Below are 22,339 nucleotides of genomic sequence, written 5' to 3' on the forward strand. Positions count from 1 at the left end.
GCGGTATATAAAGATGGCTAGCATAACTAAGGTCGTATTGATCGATGATGTGAACGGTGAAACTGCGGATGAAACGGTTTCTTTTAGCTTAGATGGCGTTCGGTACGAGATTGATTTGACGAGTGATAACGCGAAGCGTTTACGCGCAATGATGGATGAGTGGATCCAGCATGCGAAACGCGTTGGGGGTCGTCGTCGTAGTGCCGGAAGTGTTGTTGAGGGGAGTCGTTCTGAGGCTAGTGTGATCCGCGAATGGGCTTCGATGCAGGGCATTGAGGTGGCGGACCGCGGCCGGATTCCTCATGAAATTAGGGAAGCGTTTTATCGCGAACAGGCCCAGTAGGCATGGGAAATAACTGCGGGTAGAAGAAGTCCATGTGGGAAGTGTTCGTGCTCGTAGTCCTAGACGCTGCTGATTGTTAGGTGGAATACTAGTTATATGGCTTATAAATTGATTTTGCTCCGCCATGGGCAGAGCGATTGGAATATGAAGAATCTGTTCACCGGTTGGGTGGATGTTCCGCTGACTGAGCAGGGACGTGAGGAAGCCGTTCACGGTGGTGAGTTGTTGAAGAAGGAGGGGATCCTTCCGGATATTCTGTTCACTTCTTTGCTGCGCCGCGCGATCATGACGGCGAATTTGGCGTTGGATGCCGCAGACCGGCATTGGATTCCGGTTAAGCGTGATTGGCGTCTTAACGAGCGTCACTACGGGGCGTTGCAGGGTAAGGACAAGAAGGAGATCCGCGACGAGTTCGGTGAGGAGCAGTTCATGCTCTGGCGTCGTTCGTATGATACGCCACCGCCTGCGATTGAGAAGGGCAGTGAGTTCTCACAAGACAGTGATCCGCGGTATGCGGGCCAACCAATTCCGGATACGGAGTGTTTGAAGGACGTGTTAGAGCGTCTGCTCCCGTACTGGGAGGGTGAGATTGTCCCGGAGTTGAAGACGGGTAAGACCGTGTTGGTTACCGCGCATGGGAATTCTTTGCGGGCTATTGTTAAGCATTTGGATGGTATTTCTGATGAGGATATCGCGGGTGTAAATATTCCCACAGGTGTGCCTCTTTATTACGAACTTGATGAGGATATGAAACCACTTAAGAAGGGTGGTACGTATCTTGATCCGGATGCGCAAGCGAAGATTGATGCCGTGGCAAACCAGGGTAAATAATACTTGAGGACCAAGACTTGGTTAAGTGGGCTCCCCAGCCGGCGCTGGGGAGCCCACTTTTGTACGTGGAGTGCAATAACGTATGCCGCTGAGGGTTAAGGACCGCGGTGTGCACAACATATTGTCCAGAGTTTGAGAATTTCGGTTACGCTGTTCATGTTGCGTTTCGCTCGGGGCCCTGCGCGGTGGGGGCAGGACTGCAGATCCATGACGCCGGATTTAGTGTAAATGACTAACTTTACTGCGTGTTCTGGGGGTTTTAATGTTTGTCCGCGGCGTGTCTTTGCAATTCGTTATCGTGTGATGTGGTGCACGTGTCTGTTTAAGAGTTGTATGTCGGTTGACTTGTTTGCTTAGAATGAGGGTACATCCCGTTGGTGCAACTTTGTCAACGGTTTGAAGGCGCAGCAAGTTTAATCAGGTCATACAGGCAAGGTTGAGTTTCTGCGTCCGACCTAACAACTCAAATTTGATTGAAGGATAAACAACATGTCGATTCGTAAAGCTGCAACTGGAGCTACGGCAGCTCTCTTGCTTGCTGGCCTCGCGGGGGGGGGGGCTTGCACAGGCTGCTGATGAGGTAGCTGCCCCAGAGAAGGCCCCTACTGGTGACACCACAGCACAGGTAACTGAGAAACAGAACGTAACTGAGGCTAAAGCGAAACTAGCTGAGGCTCAGAAGGCATACGACAAAGCGGAAGCAGTGCTTGAAGCGCGACAAGGTGATCTTGAAACCGCTAAGCAGGCTGCTGCCAACGCTAAGGCAGATCGTGAAGATGCCCAGAAGGGATACGACGACGCGGCCGCTGCTTTTAAAGCGGCTAACGAAGCGTACAAGGCAGCTCAAGAGGATGTAAATAAGGCTGAAGCTGCGGTTGCCGAAGCCAAGAAGGCTCAGGATGCGGCTGATGAAGAGTACATGGATGCTCAGGATGAAGCTGCAGACGCTGAAGTAGATTTCGACAAGGCCAATGCTGAACTGAAGCCGGTGCAGGACGCGTTGAAGAAGCTCCAGCAGGCGGCTAAGAACGCTAAGGCTGACCGTGAGGATGCACAAGCAAACTACGACAAGGCTGTCGCCGACCTCGAGGCTGCTAAGAAGGCAGCTGCAGAATCAGTTCCGAATGCTGAGGCTCGAGTAGAGACCGCTAAGAAGACTCAGGATGCGGCTGATGAAGCGTACATGGATGCTCAGGATGTGGCTGCAGACGCTGAAATCGCCTTAGAAAAAGCGGAAGCTGCTTCTGACGAAGCGAATGCGGCTCGCGACCAGGCTGTCGACGCGCTGAACGCTGCGAAAGGTGTAGAGAACGCAGCGTTGGCAGAGTACCAGGATGCTGAACAAGCCCTGAACAATGCTGAGCCGGAAGCCAAAGAGTACTACCAGGCGGCTGTTGACGCTGCAAAGGTGAAGTTGGACGATGCCACTGCCAAGCGGGTAGCACTTGAAGGCCCGGCGGCAGAAGCTCAGGCGAAGCAGGATGCTGCCGATGAGGCTTTTGTAAAGGCTCAGAATGTGTACACGGATGCTGAGAACGCTTTAGACGAAGCCTCCGATGCTTCAGATAAAGCTAACGAAGAGGTTGACGCGGCCGAGAAAGCTCTTGAAGAGGCAAAGGCTAACCAGCCAAAGTTGGAAGAGGCTGTCGCTCCAGCTGAGGCGCTAGTTAATGGCGCTAAGACTGCTTTGGACGACACTGTAGCTAAGGAAGAGAAAGCAAATAAGGCCCTTACCGCGGGTGAGCTGGCTGTTTCTGATGCTTCCGCTAAGGTGTTTGAGGCGAAGAAGGCGTTGGATGCTGCTGAGGCGAAGCTAGAGGCTGCGTCGGAGGCTTCTGATCAGGCTAACGAGGCTGTTGATAAGGCTGAGGCAGCTTTGAAGGATGCGCAGGCTAAGGTTCCGGCGCTGAAGGAAGAAGCCCAGAAGGCCGCTGCGTTGGCGAACGGTGCTAAGAGCGCTCTCGATGATACCTTGGCTAAGGAAGCGGATGCTAACAAGGCTCTGAAGGCTGTTGAGATGGCTGTCGCGGATGCTTCCGGTAAAGTATTCGAAGCTAAGAAAGCTGTTGACGCCGCCAAAGCGGAGCTAGCCGAAGCTGAGAAGGGTGAGGAAACCAAGCCTGGCGATGAGAACAAGCCTGGTGAGGAAACCAAGCCTGGCGATGAGAACAAGCCTGGCGATGAGAACAAGCCTGGCGAGGAAACCAAGCCTGGTGACCAGACCAAGCCTGCTGGCACGTCCACTGTGAAGGTGACGAAGGCTGAGAAGGCTGGTTCGCAGCTAGCTAGGACCGGTGCGGACAGCACTGCAGCTGCGATTGCCTCGATGGGCCTGTTGGCGCTTGGTGGTGCCGGTATCGCTGCTCGTCGCGCCGCGCGCAACAAATAGTTTGGCTAGTGAACTTGAGGCTCTAAATGGCTTTACAGTCAGCTCGGGCCTCAAGTTCAAAACACGCCAACCTAACTTGAATAACGAGCAAGACCTGTGTTGGCGTCGTTCCTAGTTGTATCGGAACATCGGCTTGCGCCAACGCGGGAACTCCCCGGACTCATCCCATAGAGTCCGGGGAGTTTCATATACCTCGAAACGTCCCCTGCCGAAGAACAACGGGTCATATATACCAGGCGGAACTCCCGCCTCATAAACTTGTTCCGCACGAGCCATACGAAAGCTGGTAAAATAGGCTTATTACAACGGTAGGAGAAATGCGATAATGACTTTCAAAGTGGGCGAAACGGTCGTCTACCCACATCACGGCGCCGCAACAATTAAAGAAATCACAACCCGTAAATTCGGTGGTGAAGATAAAACATATTTAACTCTGCAGGTGGCGCAAGCTGACCTCACAATCCAAGTACCCGCAGACAACGTCGAAATGGTGGGCGTGCGGGACGTGGTTGATGAAGAAGGTTTCGAAGAAGTCATGGACACGCTCCGTGAAGAAGATATTGAGGAACCATCCAACTGGTCACGCCGATACAAAGCGAACCAAGAAAAAATCGCTACCGGCGACATCGTGCGCGTCGCAGAGGTAGTGCGCGACCTCAGCCGACGTGACTCCGCCAAAGGCCTTTCCGCAGGAGAGAAACGGATGCTCGCCAAAGCCCGGCAAATCCTCACATCTGAACTGGCGCTAGCCCGCGAAGTGGATGAAGACACGGCGAACGAACGGCTCGACGAAATCCTCGCGGAAGCTGAACCTGAAGAAACCGAAGACTCCAAAGACACCAAAAAGAAGAAGTAGAGCACACCCTTGCGTGACGTCTTCGTCATAGTAACCGCTGCCGGGTCCGGCACCCGCCTAGGGTTCGACATGCCTAAAGCACTCGTCGACCTCGACGGCAAAACCATTGTGCAACACGCAGTCGAAGGCGTCCTGCAAGTACCCTCAATCGCAGGAATAGTAGTAACTGCCCCATCCGGACACGAATTCGAAATCGCCGGATACTTCGAACCCCACCCAAACATCCAAGTTGTCACGGGTGGAGCCACCCGGCAAGAAAGCGTATTCCACGGCCTGCAGCTACTGCCAGAATTCGCCGAAAAAATAGGTGCGCCACTACGCCCCAACACACCCGTACTCATTCATGATGCGGCCCGTTGCCTCACCCCCGTGTCCGTGTTCGCCGAAGTAATTGCTTGCCTGAGGGGCGGTCTGCCCGCAGTGATCCCAGCAGTGGCCGTAACCGACACGCAAAAAATGGTGGCCAGCAACCCCGTAATCGCGGGGGACGGCATGCAAGTTGACCGTGTCATCGGCCAAGTGGACCGCGCGCAGCTACGCGCAGTGCAAACCCCACAAGGATTCCACTGGCACACCATCTGGCAGGCACACGACGAATCCAAAAACCTATGGAAAACCGGGGGAGCAACCGACGACGGCGCCCTCGTGGAAGCCAAAGGAGTCCCAGTGCACCTATCCCACGGATCCGGCCAGTCCCTCAAAATAACAACAAAACTAGACGTAGCGATAGCCCGCTACCTACTGCAAACAGAACGTTAAACGAGCTGCAAACAGAACGCCAAACGAGGCGAAACGGTCTCCTACTTATTCCAACAGAACATATTTATTGCAACAGAACATATTTATTGCAGCAGGACGCTAAGCGGACCAAAACAGTAAACGACAGCTCGCAAACGGAACGCGGGGCATGCGAACAGCACACATCGTAGATACAAGTATGTATTAACCGGGTGATGGCCTAGTCTGTAGGTGTGACTATAGATCCTCGCCACGAGCATGTAAACGAAGGTAATACCCGCAAAAAACTGCCCAGAGCATCGATAGTGAACAAAAAAGTTCTCGCCTGGTCTGCGTGGGATTGGGGTTTCGCAGCGTTCAACGCGGTCGCTACCACATTTGTGTTTTCCGTCTACCTAACATCCGGGTTGTTTGGGGACAAAGACATGGCGTCGGGCGCGCTCGCGAACGGACTCACCATCGCCGGTATCGTCATCGCCTTGCTCGCCCCCATTTCCGGTCAACGTGCCGACCGTAAAGGCAAAGGTACATTCTGGCTGGGAGTAAACACTTACCTCGTGGTCGCACTCATGTTCCTCATCTACTTCGTGGCGCCCGAATCCCCCCTCGGGAAAACAGGAGCGCTCTGGCTTGGAATCGCCATACTTGGGTTGGGGAACGTGTTCTTCGAATTCGCGTCCGTTAACTACAACGCTATGCTCGGGCGCATTTCCACACCAGAAACCATGGGGCGCATTTCTGGTCTAGGTTGGGGAGCTGGTTACGTAGGCGGGATTGTGCTGCTTTTATTCCTCTATTTCGGGTTCATTAACCCTGAGGTAGGGCTGTTTGGTGTCACCAGCGAAAATGGTTTAGATATCCGCGTGGCAATGCTGATCTCCGCAGCGTGGTTTGGGTTATCCGCCATTCCCGTGCTCACCACAATCCGTGGGCGTAAACACAAAGACGCGCACATGGATAAACACGAATCCATCATCACGTCGTACAAACTCTTGTGGCGGACCGTGAAGCGGCTCGCGAAAGAAGCACCACACTCCCTGTTCTTCCTCGCTGCCTCCGCGGTTTTCCGCGACGGGCTCGCCGGCGTATTCACGTTCGGCGCGATCCTCGCTGCCGGCGTGTTCGGGTTCAGCGCGGGGGAAGTCCTCATTTTCGGGGTGGCTGCCAACGTCGTCGCCGGTATCGCCACCATCGCGTTCGGTGCTCTTGACGACCTACTTGGTCCCAAAACCGTCATCATATTTTCCCTCACGTGCATGGTGATCTCTGGCCTGTGCGTGTTCTTCTTCCACAACGGTGTAGGTGGCCTCAGCCCCCACGTGGTGTTCTGGATTTTCGGTCTCCTACTATGTATCTTCGTGGGGCCGTCACAATCTGCGTCTCGCTCGTTCCTGGCGCGCGTCATCCCCGAAGGGCGAGAAGGTGAAGTGTTCGGCCTCTACGCCACCACGGGTCGCGCCGTATCGTTCCTGGCCCCACTCATGTTCTCGGTATTCCTATCCATTGGTAAAGCAATTGAAGGGCCTGAGGTTTCCAGCCAACACTGGGGAATCCTCGGTATCGTCCTGATTCTCTTAGCAGGGCTCCTCATGATGATCCCCGTGAAAGCGGAAAAAGCGCATCTGGGATCTATGAAATAAAGTGCCCTAACCAAACCGTGGATGCCTGCTCGCGAGGGAAAAGTTGGCGTTACCGGGTAACGAGTGCAGTGGCGACCGCCGCTAACCCTTCACCACGCCCAGTGAATCCTAAACCGTCCGTGGTGGTCGCCGAAAAAGATACAGGTACCCCCACTATGTCGCTTAGGTGCGCGCTGGCTTCCTCCCGGCGAGCACCAATGCGGGGGCGGTTACCAATCAGCTGAACGGACACGTTAACGGGGCGCCAGCCTGAACTAGATAGAATCCGCAGGGTCTCACGCAGCAGTGTTTCCCCAGACGCACCAGCGTACTCCGGCCGATCAGTGCCGAAATTAGTGCCTAAATCCCCCAGGTCCGAGGCCGCCAAAAGTGCGTCACAGCACGCGTGAGCAACTACGTCCGCATCAGAGTGCCCAGCACACCCGACCTCACCGGGCCAAAGCAGGCAAGCAAGCCACATGGGCCTAGACGCGTCAGAAGAAAACGCGTGAGTGTCCGTACCTACCCCAATGCGCAAATCAAAACCCATACCCACCAGAGTACCCCCTGACCAGAACCAGTGAAGCCATGCGTCAAGATGAGGCCTGAGGTTAATGAAAGCAAGATCGTAGCGGGCGGTGTTTACTGAACACAATCGTTACTTTGTATGCGTGCGGAGTTCCCGGTTACACGCTAATCGCATTCCACTATTTGGAAGCTTCCAACTTTTATCTCTTAACCATTGACACGTCAGTGTGATGCCGCTTACTTTTGGTTTCGGTAATGCTCCTCACAATTGCAGGAAGTGAGTCACATGCCGCGAACGCTCCGAAAGCTCCGAATGCTGTGGGAAATGGTTGCGCAACATATTATCTCGCGTGTGATAGTTGTGCGCGGGCACTGTTGCTGCAGCCAGGTATTAATCCCTTAGAAAATATGGAGGACCATGCGCGCTCTCAAAACCACTGCTCTCAAAACCACTAACGTTACGAAAACCTACGGAGCTATGCGCGCCGTCGACCGGGTAAACATAGACGTCCGCGCTGGCGAGATTGTTACCCTGCTCGGGCATAACGGATCAGGTAAGACCACACTATTGGAGTGTGTAGAAGGATTGCGGCGTCCAGATTCTGGTTGCATAGAAGTTCTTGGACACGAGCAAACATACCCAGCGCGCATACCTGACGGGCTTGGTGTGCAACTACAAGAAGAACAGCTGCCTAGCCGGATCAAGGTACGGGAAGCATTATGGTTGTACTCCCATATATATATGCGGTAGCTAACCCACCACAAGATCTAGTTGAAGCGATGGACATCGCTACGCTGGTTGACAAACGGTTCGATACGCTTAGCGGAGGGCAGAAACGGCGGGTCAATCTATGCCTCGCATTTATCGGGCAGCCCAAACTAGTGTTGCTTGACGAACCTACTTCTGGTCTCGATCCCGAATCTCGTAGAGCCTTGGTGCACGTATTGCGTAGGCGTCGCAATGAAGGACTTGCGGTGCTCATGACACTGCACGACGTTGAGCATGCTGCTGAACTTGCGGATCGCGTTATTGTGATGGCGCACGGTCGGGTGGCTGCTACGGGAACAGTAGATGAACTAATAGGCCGACTAAATGCAGCTGCTTGCGCGGTACTTCCGGCAGGCGTTGATACTGTCGCGTGGCAGCAAGTCGGGGAACTTCGACGTGGTCCGGACGACACGTGGTTGGTATTCGGTGACCGAAATACTCTTCAACGGGCCATTTCTACACTTCCAGGCGGTGATGCCGCCTTACTTAGACCCGTTGGATTAGGCGATGTCGTAACCCGTTTAGCGCAGCAGGAGGAAACTAAGTGAGAAACTTGCGTTCCACATATGCGATGACAGTGGTGGAAACCCGGTTGTTTCTGCGTGAACCTTTTGCTCTGTTCTTCTCCATAGCGTTCCCGCTGATACTACTGTTGTTTGTAGGATCGATTGGGGGAACAACCCCAGTTCCTGGCGGGGGAAGATTCATCGACAGTTACATGGCAGTCATGGTAGGGGTAACTGCCGCCAACGTCGGCCTCATGGGCATGTCGATTCACATTGCAGAGAACCGTGGGCAAGGGGTGCTCAAGCGATATCGTCTCTCACCGCTACCTGCCTGGGGGTATTTCGCGGCACAGTTCTTCACTGCTTTAATTGTTCTGACACTTTCGATTCTTGCGCTAGCTATTATTACTTTCACGATCTACGGGCCACCGCAGCGTGCGAACTGGCTGGTGTTCATCGCCGTAAGTTTTTTATCGCTCTACGTGACCATGAGCTACGGAATCTTCTTGGGTGGTTTACCGCTGCCGGTACGTAGCGTACAGGTAATCTCTGCAGCCGTGTTCTTCCTAGCCTTCTTTGCAAGCGGAGCTGCTCTACCTAGAGATTCGTTCCCCGACTGGCTACACCGTGTTTCAGACTTCAATCCCCTAACTATTCTCAACGAATCCCTTATGAACTCGTACATTAACCATTCGATCGACTGGCTAGCTTTGGGAATCCTGGTCGTGTCGACCGTTATCGTCAACCTGATCTGTTTTCGAATATTTGACTGGGAAGGTAATCATTGACGGTAGCTCGGCACCTGGCTGCAAACTGGTGTGGAAAGCATATATCCTAGGGGGCGTGACTATATCGTTATATGACACGAAAACCCGTCGTCTGCAGGAGCTGCATCCGATCCATGAAGGTGAGCTGAGCATTTACCTGTGTGGTGCCACGGTCCAGGGGAGTCCTCATATTGGCCACTTGCGTTCCGCTGTAGCGTTTGACACGTTGATCCGGTGGGCTCGTCGTTGCGGGATGACGGTCACGTACGTGCGTAATATAACGGATATTGATGACAAGATACTGGCGAAATCCGCTGAAGCTGGGGTGCCCTGGTGGGCGTGGGCGTCTAAGTTCGAACGGGAGTTCACCCGCGCTTACGATGCTTTGGGTCTGCTCCCTCCTACTTTTGAACCGCGAGCCACTGCCCACATTCCGCAGCAGATAGAACTTGCCCAGCGCCTCATTGATAGGGGGCATGCGTACGAAGATGGGCGTGGGAACGTGTATTTTGATGTGCGTTCCCTGGATGATTACGGTTCGCTCACCCATCAGCGTCTTGAGGACCTGCGTTCCACTGAGGACGAATCACAGCTCGATGCCGGTGTGGAAGCGGGGAAGCGGGACCCACGGGATTTTGCTTTGTGGAAGGCCCGCAAAGAGACGGAGCCTGCGACCGCGTCTTGGGAATCACCGTGGGGGTGGGGTCGGCCCGGTTGGCATTTGGAGTGCTCCGCCATGTCACAGCGGTACCTTGGGGATGAGTTCGATATTCACGGTGGTGGAATCGATTTGCGGTTCCCCCACCATGAGAATGAGCAAGCCCAGTCGCATGGAGCCGGGTACCCGTTCGCTCGCCTGTGGGTTCATAACGCGTGGGTGACTATGAAGGGGGAGAAGATGAGTAAATCCCTCGGTAATTCCCTTGTTGTTGCAGATATTTTGCGTGAGGTTCCCGCACCTGTTCTACGTTTCGCACTCGGTACAGTGCATCACCGTTCAACTGTGGAGTATTCGCAGGACACGCTGGATGCTGCCGCGCAGGCGTGGGATCGGCTGGTCGGGTTCGCAACGCGGGCCACGGAGCTCGTTGGTGTGGTGACGGGCGCCCAAGTGGAGCAGCACCTTGTCCCTCAGGAATTCGCGGACGCGCTGAACGACGATCTGAATGTGGCCGGTGGGATGGCTGTCGTGTGGGACCGGTTGAAAACGGGAAACCAGGCTCTGGCGCAAACTGGTGAGGCGGCTGTGGAAACGGTGCGCGAAGCCCTCTTGGATGTGCGAGTCATGATGAGTGTGCTTGGGCTTGATCCCCTGTCTGAGCAGTGGTCGGCAGCGGAAGTTAGTGACGTGGATTCGCGTGGCGAAGCTGCGTTAGACACCTTGGTGACCCAGTTGATTGAAGAACGAGCTAGGGCGCGATCCGAGAAAGATTGGGCAAGCGCCGATGCGATTCGTGATCAGTTAACACATGCGGGAATCGTGGTTGAAGACGGGGCTCAAGGTGCACGCTGGCACCTAGCCTAGGTCTGTGACTAGTTCCTGGCTAGTACCCGGATTCTAATGCGTGTCCGGTTCCTGCTACATGTCTGGCACCTGGTTCGCGTCCGTATCCAATTTTTGTGTTTCGTGAGGTACTGGGTTTTCGATTACGTGAAAAGCTGGTTCCTCATACGGGTGGGCTCCGCGCAATGCTGCGAGTACTCGTGTGCGTATTTTTCGGTCAAAGGTTAGTTCAACCCGGTTTTCTTCTACGCGTTCTAACTGGTTTAAGCACCCTACTGTTGGGTGCGCGCCCCGTAGTGGTCGGAACTGGCCGGTACCGGCAGTGATGAACGCGCATTCACTGTAGTCACCCACGCTTCCTGCTCCAACATCGAACAGGGCACGCAGAACCTCATGCGTGTTTTCTTTGGGAACGTAAAAAACTAAAACATCCAAAAACACCCTAAGTACCCCCGTTAAATTTGGCTAGCTTGTCTGAATTGTAGGAAATGTTGGCTAGAGAAAACGGTGTTTTACGAGTGGGGAACGCGTTTTGGAACCGAAAGACGCGTTTATAAAAGTCGTTGGTAAAGAACTAGGTGAGTTCTTAAAGAAGGTGCTAGCGGTTGAGGATGTATATAAGAGCTGTTTCAAAGAGAATTGATTACGAGGAATGGTGAACCATGGGGAAGAAAATAGGTATCGTTATTGCTTGCGGTGCGTTCGGCGGTTTGATTTATGCCATTGAAGCTGGTCTCGGAATTGATCTCCATCCCGCGACATCACATGGTCTTCTGGATGACCATTTCTCGTTAACGGGATTCGCCATCTGGGTGGGGGTTGGTTTAGCGGTTGGAATTGTGGGGATCATAATCAAGGAGTTCAAAAACCGTAAGGATCACTAACTAAATTATAGGTACCCCCGTGGAAGATACACTGCTTGATCAGTGAATATCCACGGGGGTACGTGAATGCTTAACGCGTTAGTCCGCTGCTGACGGGTGGGTCATGTCCGCCGGCACAACCCACTTGTCGAACTCCTCATCGGTCAAGAACCCTAGCTCTAACGCCGATTCCCGTAGAGAAATTCCTTTCTTATGCGCATTCTTCGCGATCTGCGACGCCTTATCGTAACCAATATGGCGGTTAAGTGCAGTCACCTGCATCAGGTTGATCTCCAAGTTATGGTCAATCTTCTGTCGGTTAGGTTCAATCCCAACCGCACAGTGGTCGTTAAACGACACGCACGTGTCCGCAAGTAGTTCAATGGACTCAAGCACTGCCCACGCCATCACCGGTTTAAACACGTTCAACTGGAAGTTACCTTGTGACCCTGCGAACCCAACGGTCGCGTCGTTACCGAACACTTTCGCCGCCACCATCGTCATCGCTTCACACTGAGTGGGGTTCACTTTGCCCGGCATAATGGAAGAACCCGGTTCGTTTTCTGGGATATTCAGTTCACCAAAACCATTCCGCGGCCCCGACGCATACCAGCGCACATCGTTCGCGATCTTCATCAGAGCGTCCGCCAGAACACGCAGCGCGCCAGACAAGTGCACGAGTGCGTCATGGGCCGATAGGGAAGCAAACAAGTTATCAGCCTGTCTAAATTCAATCCCCGTTTCCGCAGAAATCTTCTTCGCACACAATGCGCCAAAATCCGGGTGAGCGTTAAGCCCCGTACCTACCGCGGTACCACCGATCGCAAGCTCACGGACTCCTTCCTCAGCGTCTTTAACGCACTTAATCGCAAAATCAATCTGCGCTACCCAACCAGAAATAACCTGACCCAACGTAATTGGGGTCGCGTCCTGTAAATGCGTGCGGCCAACCATCACAACATCCGCGTACTCCTCTGACTTCTTCGCTAACGTGTCCCGCAGTTTCTGCACTGAATCGTAGAAATGACGGTTAAGCTCTGACACAACCGCAATATGCATAGCAGTGGGGAACGTGTCGTTTGAAGACTGCCCGCGGTTCACGTGGTCATTCGGGTGGACGGGCGACTTAGAGCCCATCTTCCCACCAGCAAGTTCAATAGCCCGGTTAGAAATGACCTCATTCGAGTTCATATTAGATTGCGTACCAGAACCCGTTTGGAATACGACCAGTGGGAAATCCGCGTCGAGCTTACCTTCTATTACTTCATCAGCAGCCTGCGCAATCAGGTCCGCCACATCTTGAGGCAGTTCACCCAACTGTGCGTTCGCAAGTGCCGCGCTTTTCTTAAGTACCCCCAGTGCGCGGATCATGGGGCGGTTCCACACGAAAGTGGACCGTCCGATGTCGAAGTTATGCAAACTACGTTCCGTTTGCGCACCCCAGTGGTGCTCGGCCGGAACCTCGATCTTGCCCATAGAATCGGACTCAGTGCGAGTAGTCACAATCAGCTCCTAAGAAATTGTGTTTAATACCATTTCCAAGGTTAGCCCAGACGCAGCAGCTAATGCGGGTAAAAAGTCTGACACCAGGTACCCCCAACCACTTTCACCCACCTCGTTACCGACAGCACCATCGTGGCTGACACGGTACCGGCCAGTGTAAACCCCGATCGTGCGGGTGAAAGTTCCGCATGGTGAACACTCAACCGGGGGACCGGTAAAATGTAAGCCAGTGTTGATTAGCGCGGGGGTACTTACGTGGTTTTGCTCGTACACCCGTGGCAAACGGTGTGGCGGATGCGCTACGGGAAAGGGAAGTCATGGCAGCAAAGGGATCGCGTAAAGGCGCTGGGGGGAAGGGCTCAAATAGGCGTGCTAAGAAAGGAACGGGAGGTCACTCCCGCCGCGGCCTGCGGGGTAAAGGGCCAACCCCAAAAGCGGAAGACCGCGTGTACCATCCCGCACACCAGCGCAAACTTCAGCGGGAACAGGAAGAAGCAAAACAGGCTCAGCGGGAAGCTTACCGCAACCGCACGTCTATTAAGATCACGCCGGGAAATGAACTTATAGTTGGGCGTAACCCGGTTTTTGAGGCCGTGGATGCAGGCATAGGGATTACCCGCGTATTCGTAGCATCCGGGATGAACGATGAGCGGGTCATGTCCGTGGTTCGAGCCGCCACCGCGCAGGGCGCCCCCATAGTAGAGGTAACAAAACGGGACCTCGAGAACGCGTCTGGCCAGCCAGCCCACCAGGGAGTGGGAGTTGAAGCTGAGGAATACAGTTACTGCACTGCGCAGGACCTACTGGATCGGGCGGATCGGAAGGGGGTACCTGCGTTAATTGTGGCTCTGGACCAGGTGACGGATCCGCACAACCTCGGGGCAGTGCTGCGCTCCGGTGGGGCGTTCGGAGCGACGGGGGTACTTACGACTGTGCGCCGGTCCGCAGCGGTCAATGCCACCGTGTGGAAAGTGTCAGCCGGCGCAGTTGCGCGCGTCCCCGTGGCACGTGAAACAAATCTAGTGAACGCTCTAAAAGAGCTGAAAACCGCCGGCTGCTTTGTGGTTGGGCTCGATGGGAACGCGGACTTGCCATTGGAAGAACTGGAACTCGCCACCCAACCACTGGTGCTAGTAACGGGCGCGGAGGGACGCGGCCTATCCCGCCTGGTGCGCGAAACCTGCGACCAAATCGTATCCATTCCTATCGCGTCCGCAGTTGAATCCCTCAACGCTGCCGTAGCTACAGGCATCACACTGTACGAGGTCGCTCGCAAACGCCGCGCAGCCTAAACAGCGTAGGTACCCTCAACGGAAAACAGCTGCAAGTACCTCAGGGGAAAACAACCCTAAGTACCTCAGGGGAAAACAACCCTAAGTACCTCAGGGGAAAACAATCCCATGTACCCCCGGAGGGCAGAACGGGACCAAGAAAGGCAGAACAGGTCTTCGGGGGAAACAGGGTCCGGAGGGTAATGGAAACCCGGGTGTGGGAAATAACAAGTGCATAACAATGTTCGACCTTAAGTATGTTGACGTCGAGATTCTGGTACGTTGAACTAACCGAGCAACGATGCCTAAGACGAAGAATTGCAAGGAGGCGCTGTGAATATCAGCAACTACCAAGCCATAGCGATGATCATTTATTTCGTTGTCATGATCATGCTGGGCTTGTTTGCATACAACCGGACAAATGATCTTGACGATTACATGCTGGGCGGACGTACCTTAAACCCGTTCGTAGCGGCGCTCTCGGCCGGGGCGTCAGATATGTCCGGCTGGCTACTAATGGGACTACCGGGCGCGATCTACTTAAACGGATTCATTGACGCCTGGATGGCAGTGGGCCTAACGGTGGGAACCTGGTTGAACTGGAAGTTCGTGGCCCCACGGCTGCGTGCCTACACGGAAGTATCTTCTAACTCGATCACAGTGCCCTCCTTCCTGCACTCGCGTCTGCGCGATAAGTCGAATATTATCCGCGTGGTCTCGGGCGTAATCATCATGGTTTTCTTCACGTTCTACGTGTCTAGCGGCATGGTTGCTGGGGGAACATTCTTCGAAGCATCTTTCGGCATGAACTACCACGTCGGCATGATCATAGTGTCCGCCATCGTAGTTCTCTACACGCTGATCGGTGGGTTCCTCGCAGTGTCGTGGACGGACGTAGTGCAGGGCCTGATGATGGTTACCGCACTGGTTGCGATTCCCGTGGTTGCACTCTGGCACCTCGGTGGTTTCTCTGAAATGTTCAGCGCTGTGCAACAACTCGACCCCACGATGCTGCGTTTCACTGGCGATGGCAGCCGCGCCGCCGTCATCACCATTATTGGGGGTATCGCCTGGGGGCTGGGGTACTTCGGGCAGCCGCACATTATTGTGAGGTTCATGGCGCTGCGCAGTGCTCGCGAAGCTAAAAGCGCCCGCCGCGTGGGCATAACCTGGTTGTTACTGGCGTTCTTAGGGGCCACGTTCACCGCCCTTTGTGGTGCTGCGATCTACCAGCACGACACCGGTAAACTTCCGAACGCAGAAGGTATTTTCATCACCATGGGGCAACTACTGTTCCACCCCCTGATCGCTGGTTTCATGCTCGCAGCCATTCTTGCCGCAATCATGTCGACGATTTCTGCGCAGCTGCTGGTGACGTCCTCCGCCATCGTTGAGGACCTGTACAAGGCGTTTACCAAACGCAAACTCTCGAGTAACGACGGGGTACTACTCGGCCGAATCGCGGTTGCTGGGGTTTCCATCTTGGCGGCATTGCTCGCATGGCCCCGGTCAGACACGATTTTGGGGCTGGTTGCGTTCGCGTGGGCCGGTTTCGGATCCTCATTCGGTCCCACTGTTCTCTTGTCCCTGTACTGGAGGCGGTTCACCGCTAAAGGCGCCATTGCCGGTATGGTCACCGGCGCCATCATCGTAGGCGTGTGGGGTAATATTTCCGGCGGCATCTTCGATGTTTATGAGATCGTCCCCGGCTTCCTCGGTAACCTACTGGTAGCTTGGGCAGTTTCGAAGGCCACTTACAAACCGAACGAGCAGATCGACAAGGAGTTTGACGAGCACCTCGAAGCTCTCGACGCCAGCTAACCATTCTGTGCGTAGCGCACACTACGTAAGCACACACTAAGTTGTTGGCGAAGCGCTTTGCTTTCGCGGCTACTGTGCAGCTACAGTTTTTCGTTCGCGTCCCTCAGGAATTATTTCTTGAGGGACTGGCCGCGAACGGGGCCGTAAACACGCACGTCTATGCGGCGGGGGTATCTGCTGTTCCCAGGGCTGAGGCTTACCGGTTCTCGAGGCAGGGGCCGGCTGGCTCCCGCGGGGTCTGACCGGTTCCCGGGCTGGTACCTGCTGGTTGGCTTCAAAAATGAATCAGTTATTGTGCCTTAGGTTTGTTGAGTAAAGCTGGGACTTAGGGCACTAAAAACGCGTGTAGGCAGTACACTGAAAGATATCTGAGCGACCGGGAAAGCAACGAATCGGCAATCCTAGTGCAACACACATAAGAAATTAAGAAGGGGAGTTATGACTGAAGTAGGCGAAATGCGGCAAATAGCGGATCGCGCCCTCACCAGAGCCCAGCGTTGGGCAGAAGAATCCACCAAGTACCCGGTCGATAAAGCAGCGAAGCTTCTGGCAGATGTGCTTGAAGATCCAGAGGGCCTGGATTACACAGTGCAGTTCGTCGACGGTGTTGTGCGCCCAGAAGACCAGGAGGTCGCGGCGCAACACATGGCGGAAATCGGGGCGAAAAACCCTGATTTCCTCCCGTGGTACCTAAGTGCACCCGCTCTAGTGGGCGGATTGGCTGGCAAGCTCGTGCCCGAAGCCGTTGTTCCAGCGGCGCGCAGAGTGTTCGCGCACCTGGTTGGTGACCTCGTTGTAGACGTCAGTGAAGGCAAACTTGGGCCAGCCATTAAACGCCTCAAGCAAGAGGGATCACGCCTCAACATGAACCTGCTTGGCGAAGCGGTACTGGGCGACAAAGAAGCGCAGAAACGCCTGCGGGATACGCGTGAACTCCTTGAGCGTGACGACGTGGACTACGTGTCCCTCAAAGTGTCCGCAGTTACCGGCCCACATAACCCGTGGGGCTACGACCAGGTGGTGGAACACGCAACTAAGCAGCTCCTCCCGCTGTACCAGTACGCAGCTAAGGCGCCAGGCCGCAAATTCATTAACCTGGACATGGAAGAATACCGCGACCTGCACCTCACGATTGACGTGTTTAAGAAAATTCTAGGGCGTGAGGAACTTCTGGGACTCGAAGCGGGAATCGTGCTGCAAGCGTATATTCCCGACACGCTAAATGCGATGAAAGACCTGCAGAAGTGGGCAGCGGACCGGCGGGCACGCGGAGGGGCGCCCATTAAAGTCCGGGTGGTGAAAGGCGCGAACCTGGCGATGGAACGCGTGGATGCGAAGATGATGAACTGGCCGCTCACCACGTGGGAATCCAAACAGGCAACGGACGCGAACTACCTGCGGATCCTCAACTGGGCGATGACGCCTGAACGCACTCGCAACGTGCATCTTGGGGTGGCGGGGCACAACCTGTTCACGATCGCGGCCGCGTGGGAACTGGCGAATGCCCGTGGGGTCACAAATAACGTGGAAGTCGAAATGCTGTCTGGGATGGCGACCCAGCAGGCCTCCGCGGTACGGGAGGACGTGGGCAACCTACTGCTGTACGTGCCGGTGGTGCGGCCCGAAGAGTACGACGTCGCAATTTCCTACCTGGTGCGCAGGTTGGAAGAGAACTCCGCGGACGACAACTTCATGGCGTCCATCTTCGACATCGGCACCTCCGCCGCAGCTTTCGAAAAAGAGAAGCAACGCTTCTTAGCTGCGGTGGAACAGATGGAACGCGAAGGCACGTCCCGGGTTGGGGCGAACCGGCACCAGAACCGGCTGATGGAAAACGCGGAACAAGTCTCAAAACCCGTGAAAACCCCATCGGGAGACTGGACGTTCGAAAACACGCCAGATTCAGACCCATCGCTACCTGCGAACCTGCAGTGGGCACGCGAGATAGCTTCGAAAGTACCCTCTTCCAAACTGGGGGAGGACACAATCGAAAAAGCACTCGTTAAGACCCCTAAAGAACTCGATGACAAACTCGCCCGCGCCTACCAAGCGTCGAAAGCTTGGGCGGCCCGGCCGGCACGGGAACGCGCTGACATTTTGCACCGCGCGGGCGTCGAACTTGGTTTGCGCCGCGGTGAACTGATTGAGGTCGCGGGTTCAGAACTTGGTAAATCACTGCAGCAAGTTGACGTGGAAGTGTCGGAAGCAATCGACTTCGCTCACTACTACGCCCAGCAGTCTCTGGAGTTAGAGAAACTACAGGGCGCGCGGTTCAGCCCCGTGCCGATAACAGTGGTCACCCCACCGTGGAACTTCCCGCTCGCGATTCCGTTTGGAGGCACCGCCGCCGCGCTTGCCGCAGGTTCAACCGTGGTGCTGAAACCCGCGCGGATCGCCAAACGCTGTGGCGCGCTGCTCGCGGAGTGCCTGTGGAAAGCCGGAGTGCCCAAGGACGTGCTGACACTTGTGGACCTGTCGGAGCGCGACCTTGGCAAACAACTCGTCACAGACGAACGCGTTGGCCGGGTGGTGCTAACGGGTGGTTCCGAAACCGCGCAGAAGTTCCGCAGCTGGGATCCGACCATGAGGATCATGGCGGAAACATCGGGTAAGAATGCGATCATCATAACCCCATCCGCAGACCTGGACCTGGCCGTGAAAGACGTGGTGGCATCCGCGTTCGGACACGCAGGGCAGAAGTGTTCCGCGTGCTCGTACGTGATCTTAGTGGGATCCACAGGGTTCTCTAAACGAGTGCACGACCAGCTGATAGATGCGGTTGAATCACTGCACATCGGGTGGGGCAACGATCTTTCTGCCGAAATGGGGCCGCTGTCGGATGAGCCTGGCGAGAAACTGATGCGCGGGCTAACTCAGCTGGAACCCGGGCAGCGGTGGGAACTGCAACCCCGCCGGCTTGATAACACGAACCGCTTGTGGAGCCCCGGGCTGCGTTCCGGAGTTGAAGTGGGATCCGAATACCACATGGTTGAGTACTTCGGCCCGGTGTTGGGAGTTATGCGGGTCGACACGCTTGAGGAAGCAATCGACGCTCAGAACATGACTGACTACGGGTTGACCGCCGGGTTGCATTCGCTGGATGCAGACGAAATCAACTACTGGTTAGATAACGTCCAAGCTGGGAACGTGTACGTGAACCGCGGTATCACGGGCGCGATCGTGCGTCGGCAACCATTCGGTGGGTGGAAACGCAGCGTGGTTGGTGAAGGCACGAAAGCGGGTGGGCCGAACTACCTGTTCGGTTTCGGATCTTTCGAAGCCGTGCCCGTCGCAACCGCGAAAGAACGCGAACACTCACCGTTCCCACCAGCGGTTAAACACGATGCGCACGTGCGTAAACCAGCGTTGCGCTCCCTGTTGAACGCGGCGGAACCAATCTTGTCGGACCGTGACTACGAAACACTCGTCAAAGCCATGGAGTCGGACCAACACGCCGCAGACACCGAGTTCGATGTCCAGCACGACCCCTCACAGGTAGAAGTAGAACGCAACATTTTGCGTTACATTCCCACGCCCGTGACGGTCCGGTTGGGGGCGGACGCCTCGCAGTACGAAGTGTTCCGCGTCCTCTCCGCGTCCCTATCCGCGGGGCACATAGTGGATCCGAAACGGATTGTCGGTGAAGTCTCCACCGATTACGCGGGCGAACCCGTACGAGTCTTCGCAGGTGGGGGAGTGGCCCCCATCGGGGTTGAGGTGTCGTCCGCGCGGGCGCTTCCTCAAGAAGTGCAAACCATACTGGACGACTACGGGATTGAATACAAAGTGGAAGCGGAAGACGCGTTCCACTCACGCATGTCGCACAAAACCTACGCGCTCGACGAACGCGTCCGCGTGGTCGGTGAGGATGGCGACGCGCTGCGTAAAGCAGTGAACGGGTCCATTGACGTGGCGGTTTACGACGAGCCGGTCACCAGCTGTGGGCGGATTGAAATCCTCCCCTTCGTCCACGAACAGGCCGTGTCGATTACGAACCACCGGTTCGGTAACCGCACTCCACTAACTGACGAGGTGATGGCGGACTAACCCTGCGCAGACTCACGCTAACCCAACGCAGACTCACGCTAACCAAGCGCAGACTCACGCTAACCAAGCGCAGACTCACGCGCGGGCGCGATTTTCAGTGCGTGCCCGCGCAGTGAGTACTGTGCAACAGAAAATCCGGTTTCGGAAAATAGTTGCGGGCGTTAAACACCTGCTGTGTAGGCTTCTTGAGGTTCTGTGACCGTCTTTGAACCGAGTTAAGCGGGGCTGGATCTACGGGACTCGTATGCGAGTGCCTGTAGATGCCGGCCTCGCATTTATTTTCGGGTAAACTCTTGGAGGTAGAACCGAAGTTTCTACCTCGCAAGGAAGCATCTTGCGGGAATAGATGCCCAAAGGGGCTAGCTTTGGAGGCAAATAATGCCAGCGGTGGTTGTCGTTGGAACCCAGTGGGGCGACGAAGGTAAAGGTAAGGCAACGGATCACCTCGGATCCGATGTGGACATTGTCGTAAAGTTTAACGGCGGTAACAATGCAGGACACACCGTGGTGGTGGATGGTGAAAAATACGCGCTCCACCTACTGCCCGCCGGGATCCTTTCCAAAGGCGTCACCCCAATTATTGGTAACGGCGTAGTAATCGACTTAGAAGTCTTGTTTGAAGAGATTGACGCGCTTGAGGCCCGAGGCATGGACACGTCGGCGCTGAGAATCTCGGCGGACGCGCACATCATTCCCTCATACAATCGGCTCCTGGACCGGACGAGTGAGAAGTTCCTCGGGAAAAGGCAACTGGGGACAACCGGTAGGGGAATTGGCCCAACGTACGCGGATAAGATGAACCGAATCGGTATACGCGTGCAAGACCTGTTTGACGAATCGATCTTGCGGCAGAAGGTTGAAGGGGCGCTGCTGAATAAGAACCACCTGTTCACCAAGGTGTTTAACAAGCCGAAAGTGGATGTGGATGAGGTGACGCGTGAGCTGCTGTCGTACGCAGACCGTGTTAAACCCATGGTGGTTGACGGTTCCCTGCTGGCAAACAATGCATTAGACGAGGGTAAAACCGTGCTGTTTGAAGCGGGGCAAGCGACCATGCTCGATATTGATCACGGCACGTACCCGTTCGTGACTTCCTCAAACCCCACCGCCGGGGGTGCTTGCACCGGTTCGGGTGTGGGACCAACGCGGATCGACGCGGTTGTTGGTGTGTCAAAGGCATACACCACGCGTGTGGGAGAGGGGCCGTTCCCAACAGAACTATTTGGCGCCGAGGGTGATGAGCTGCGTGAACGCGGCGGTGAGTTCGGAGTCACCACCGGGCGTCCGCGCCGCTGCGGTTGGTTCGACGCAGTGGTCAGCCGGTACGCGTCGCGCATCAACGGGCTCACGGACTTGGTGGTCACCAAACTGGATGTGCTCACCGGGTACCAGCAGATTCCTGTGTGTGTCGCCTACGAGGTGGACGGGCAGCGCGTAGACGAAATGCCGCTAGACCAAACCGCGTTCCACCACGCCAAACCCATTTACGAAATGCTCCCCGGGTGGAGCGAAGACATTACGGGCGTGCGGTCTTTCGACGACCTACCTGAAGCTGCGCGCCGCTACATCGAGCGCCTAGAAGAGCTTTCGAAGTGCCGCGTGTCCGTGATCGGCGTTGGGCCCGGGCGTGACGAAGTGATTGTCCGACACCAATTCGACCTCTGAGCCCCCAGGTACCCTCGCTCGTAAAGCCGTTTAAGACGCTAGGTACCCTCGCGTGCAATGCGACTAAACAGCTGGTCCGTGCCCCGAAATGCCAATCGCGGGTAGTCCAATTTGCGGGTCCACCCACTGCTTTTAGCGTCTCGATTGTGAAGGGGGTACCTCCCCCCTCAAGTGGGGGTACTTGGAAGCGAATCGGTGCGTTCGGTGAGGGTACCTACGGGCCGGGCGGGCGCCTCAGGTCGGGTAGGGAAAAGACGGGGAACGGCGCAAAAGGTATAAATCTCAACGCAACAATGAAATCTGCGCTTTTAACCTGTAC

At 55.4% G+C, this 22,339-nt stretch carries 18 protein-coding genes; 15 read left to right on the forward strand and 3 right to left on the reverse strand.

Features of this window, described 5'->3' with window-relative positions:
• Positions 1 to 13 precede the first annotated feature (13 nt).
• From QS713_RS02665 to QS713_RS02690, 6 genes are all read left to right on the forward strand, one after another.
• Positions 14 to 343, forward strand: coding sequence for a histone-like nucleoid-structuring protein Lsr2 (locus QS713_RS02665; RefSeq protein WP_313272229.1), 330 nt, complete (start codon positions 14 to 16; stop codon positions 341 to 343).
• A gap of 96 nt (positions 344 to 439) precedes the next feature.
• The gene (locus QS713_RS02670) at positions 440 to 1,174 is read left to right on the forward strand and encodes a phosphoglyceromutase (RefSeq protein WP_313272231.1); all 735 of its coding nucleotides are present in this window, start codon (positions 440 to 442) and stop codon (positions 1,172 to 1,174) included.
• Positions 1,175 to 1,709: 535 nt separating this feature from the next.
• Complete coding sequence (locus QS713_RS02675; RefSeq protein WP_313272233.1) at positions 1,710 to 3,563, forward strand: hypothetical protein; 1,854 nt, start codon at positions 1,710 to 1,712, stop codon at positions 3,561 to 3,563.
• A 325-nt stretch (positions 3,564 to 3,888) separates the two neighbouring features.
• Positions 3,889 to 4,419 carry a CarD family transcriptional regulator gene (locus QS713_RS02680; protein WP_313272234.1) on the forward strand — a complete coding sequence of 177 codons (531 nt, stop codon included), beginning with the start codon at positions 3,889 to 3,891 and terminating at the stop codon, positions 4,417 to 4,419.
• A 9-nt stretch (positions 4,420 to 4,428) separates the two neighbouring features.
• Positions 4,429 to 5,178, forward strand: a complete 750-nt coding sequence (locus tag QS713_RS02685; RefSeq protein ID WP_313272236.1) for an IspD/TarI family cytidylyltransferase — start codon at positions 4,429 to 4,431, stop codon at positions 5,176 to 5,178.
• 218 nt (positions 5,179 to 5,396) lie between these two features.
• Positions 5,397 to 6,797 carry an MFS transporter gene (locus QS713_RS02690; protein WP_313273720.1) on the forward strand — a complete coding sequence of 467 codons (1,401 nt, stop codon included), beginning with the start codon at positions 5,397 to 5,399 and terminating at the stop codon, positions 6,795 to 6,797.
• Positions 6,798 to 6,846: 49 nt separating this feature from the next.
• Here the strand turns inward: QS713_RS02690 and ispF are convergent, their stop codons facing one another.
• Positions 6,847 to 7,326 (reverse strand): 2-C-methyl-D-erythritol 2,4-cyclodiphosphate synthase, encoded by a 480-nt coding sequence (gene ispF, locus QS713_RS02695; protein ID WP_313272238.1) that lies wholly within the window; start codon positions 7,324 to 7,326, stop codon positions 6,847 to 6,849.
• A 456-nt stretch (positions 7,327 to 7,782) separates the two neighbouring features.
• On the opposite strand from ispF, the gene QS713_RS09120 reads away from it, so the two are divergent.
• Genes QS713_RS09120 through cysS form a run of 4 tightly spaced genes read left to right on the forward strand, consistent with a single transcriptional unit; the run spans position 7,783 to position 10,871 of the window.
• On the forward strand, positions 7,783 to 8,055 hold the full coding sequence (locus QS713_RS09120) for an ATP-binding cassette domain-containing protein (RefSeq protein WP_376779564.1): 273 nt from the start codon (positions 7,783 to 7,785) through the stop codon (positions 8,053 to 8,055).
• Entirely contained in the window at positions 8,025 to 8,621 is a 597-nt protein-coding gene (locus tag QS713_RS02700; RefSeq protein ID WP_313272240.1) for an ATP-binding cassette domain-containing protein, read from the forward strand. Before QS713_RS09120 ends, QS713_RS02700 begins: the two co-directional genes overlap by 31 nt.
• Positions 8,618 to 9,367: an ABC transporter permease gene (locus tag QS713_RS02705; RefSeq protein ID WP_313272242.1), complete on the forward strand. Its 750-nt coding sequence runs from the start codon at positions 8,618 to 8,620 to the stop codon at positions 9,365 to 9,367. Before QS713_RS02700 ends, QS713_RS02705 begins: the two co-directional genes overlap by 4 nt.
• A gap of 55 nt (positions 9,368 to 9,422) precedes the next feature.
• Positions 9,423 to 10,871 (forward strand): cysteine--tRNA ligase, encoded by a 1,449-nt coding sequence (gene cysS / locus QS713_RS02710; protein WP_313272244.1) that lies wholly within the window; start codon positions 9,423 to 9,425, stop codon positions 10,869 to 10,871.
• 54 nt (positions 10,872 to 10,925) lie between these two features.
• On the opposite strand, the gene QS713_RS02715 is transcribed toward cysS, so the two are convergent.
• Positions 10,926 to 11,285 (reverse strand): YqfO family protein, encoded by a 360-nt coding sequence (locus QS713_RS02715; protein WP_313272245.1) that lies wholly within the window; start codon positions 11,283 to 11,285, stop codon positions 10,926 to 10,928.
• Between the two features lie 227 nt (positions 11,286 to 11,512).
• Between QS713_RS02715 and QS713_RS02720 the strand changes: the two genes are divergently transcribed.
• Positions 11,513 to 11,734 (forward strand): hypothetical protein, encoded by a 222-nt coding sequence (locus tag QS713_RS02720; protein WP_313272247.1) that lies wholly within the window; start codon positions 11,513 to 11,515, stop codon positions 11,732 to 11,734.
• 78 nt (positions 11,735 to 11,812) lie between these two features.
• Here the strand turns inward: QS713_RS02720 and fumC are convergent, their stop codons facing one another.
• Positions 11,813 to 13,222: a class II fumarate hydratase gene (fumC, locus tag QS713_RS02725; RefSeq protein ID WP_313273721.1), complete on the reverse strand. Its 1,410-nt coding sequence runs from the start codon at positions 13,220 to 13,222 to the stop codon at positions 11,813 to 11,815.
• A gap of 311 nt (positions 13,223 to 13,533) precedes the next feature.
• Between fumC and rlmB the strand changes: the two genes are divergently transcribed.
• The 4 genes from rlmB to QS713_RS02745 all read left to right on the forward strand — a co-directional run bounded on the left by rlmB (position 13,534) and on the right by QS713_RS02745 (position 22,020).
• Positions 13,534 to 14,508: a 23S rRNA (guanosine(2251)-2'-O)-methyltransferase RlmB gene (rlmB, locus tag QS713_RS02730; protein WP_313272249.1), complete on the forward strand. Its 975-nt coding sequence runs from the start codon at positions 13,534 to 13,536 to the stop codon at positions 14,506 to 14,508.
• A gap of 312 nt (positions 14,509 to 14,820) precedes the next feature.
• Positions 14,821 to 16,308, forward strand: coding sequence for a sodium/proline symporter PutP (gene putP / locus QS713_RS02735; protein ID WP_313272251.1), 1,488 nt, complete (start codon positions 14,821 to 14,823; stop codon positions 16,306 to 16,308).
• Positions 16,309 to 16,746: 438 nt separating this feature from the next.
• Entirely contained in the window at positions 16,747 to 20,355 is a 3,609-nt protein-coding gene (locus QS713_RS02740) for a proline dehydrogenase family protein (RefSeq protein ID WP_313272252.1), read from the forward strand.
• Positions 20,356 to 20,733: 378 nt separating this feature from the next.
• Entirely contained in the window at positions 20,734 to 22,020 is a 1,287-nt protein-coding gene (locus QS713_RS02745) for an adenylosuccinate synthase (RefSeq protein WP_313272254.1), read from the forward strand.
• Positions 22,021 to 22,339: the final 319 nt, after the last annotated feature.

The sequence above is a fragment of the Gleimia hominis genome (genome assembly GCF_032085515.1).
Lineage (GTDB): Bacteria > Actinomycetota > Actinomycetes > Actinomycetales > Actinomycetaceae > Gleimia > Gleimia hominis.

Excerpts from the sequence above, each read along its gene's own strand:
- QS713_RS02665 (WP_313272229.1), top strand. The coding sequence starts at position 14 with ATGGCTAGCATAACTAAGGTCGTATTGATCGATGATGTGAACGGTGAA.
- QS713_RS02670 (WP_313272231.1), top strand. The coding sequence starts at position 440 with ATGGCTTATAAATTGATTTTGCTCCGCCATGGGCAGAGCGATTGGAAT.
- QS713_RS02680 (WP_313272234.1), top strand. The coding sequence starts at position 3,889 with ATGACTTTCAAAGTGGGCGAAACGGTCGTCTACCCACATCACGGCGCC.
- ispF (WP_313272238.1), bottom strand. The coding sequence starts at position 7,326 with ATGGGTTTTGATTTGCGCATTGGGGTAGGTACGGACACTCACGCGTTT.
- QS713_RS09120 (WP_376779564.1), top strand. The coding sequence starts at position 7,783 with ATGCGCGCCGTCGACCGGGTAAACATAGACGTCCGCGCTGGCGAGATT.
- QS713_RS02700 (WP_313272240.1), top strand. The coding sequence starts at position 8,025 with ATGGTTGTACTCCCATATATATATGCGGTAGCTAACCCACCACAAGAT.
- QS713_RS02720 (WP_313272247.1), top strand. The coding sequence starts at position 11,513 with ATGGGGAAGAAAATAGGTATCGTTATTGCTTGCGGTGCGTTCGGCGGT.
- rlmB (WP_313272249.1), top strand. The coding sequence starts at position 13,534 with ATGGCAGCAAAGGGATCGCGTAAAGGCGCTGGGGGGAAGGGCTCAAAT.
- QS713_RS02740 (WP_313272252.1), top strand. The coding sequence starts at position 16,747 with ATGACTGAAGTAGGCGAAATGCGGCAAATAGCGGATCGCGCCCTCACC.
- QS713_RS02745 (WP_313272254.1), top strand. The coding sequence starts at position 20,734 with ATGCCAGCGGTGGTTGTCGTTGGAACCCAGTGGGGCGACGAAGGTAAA.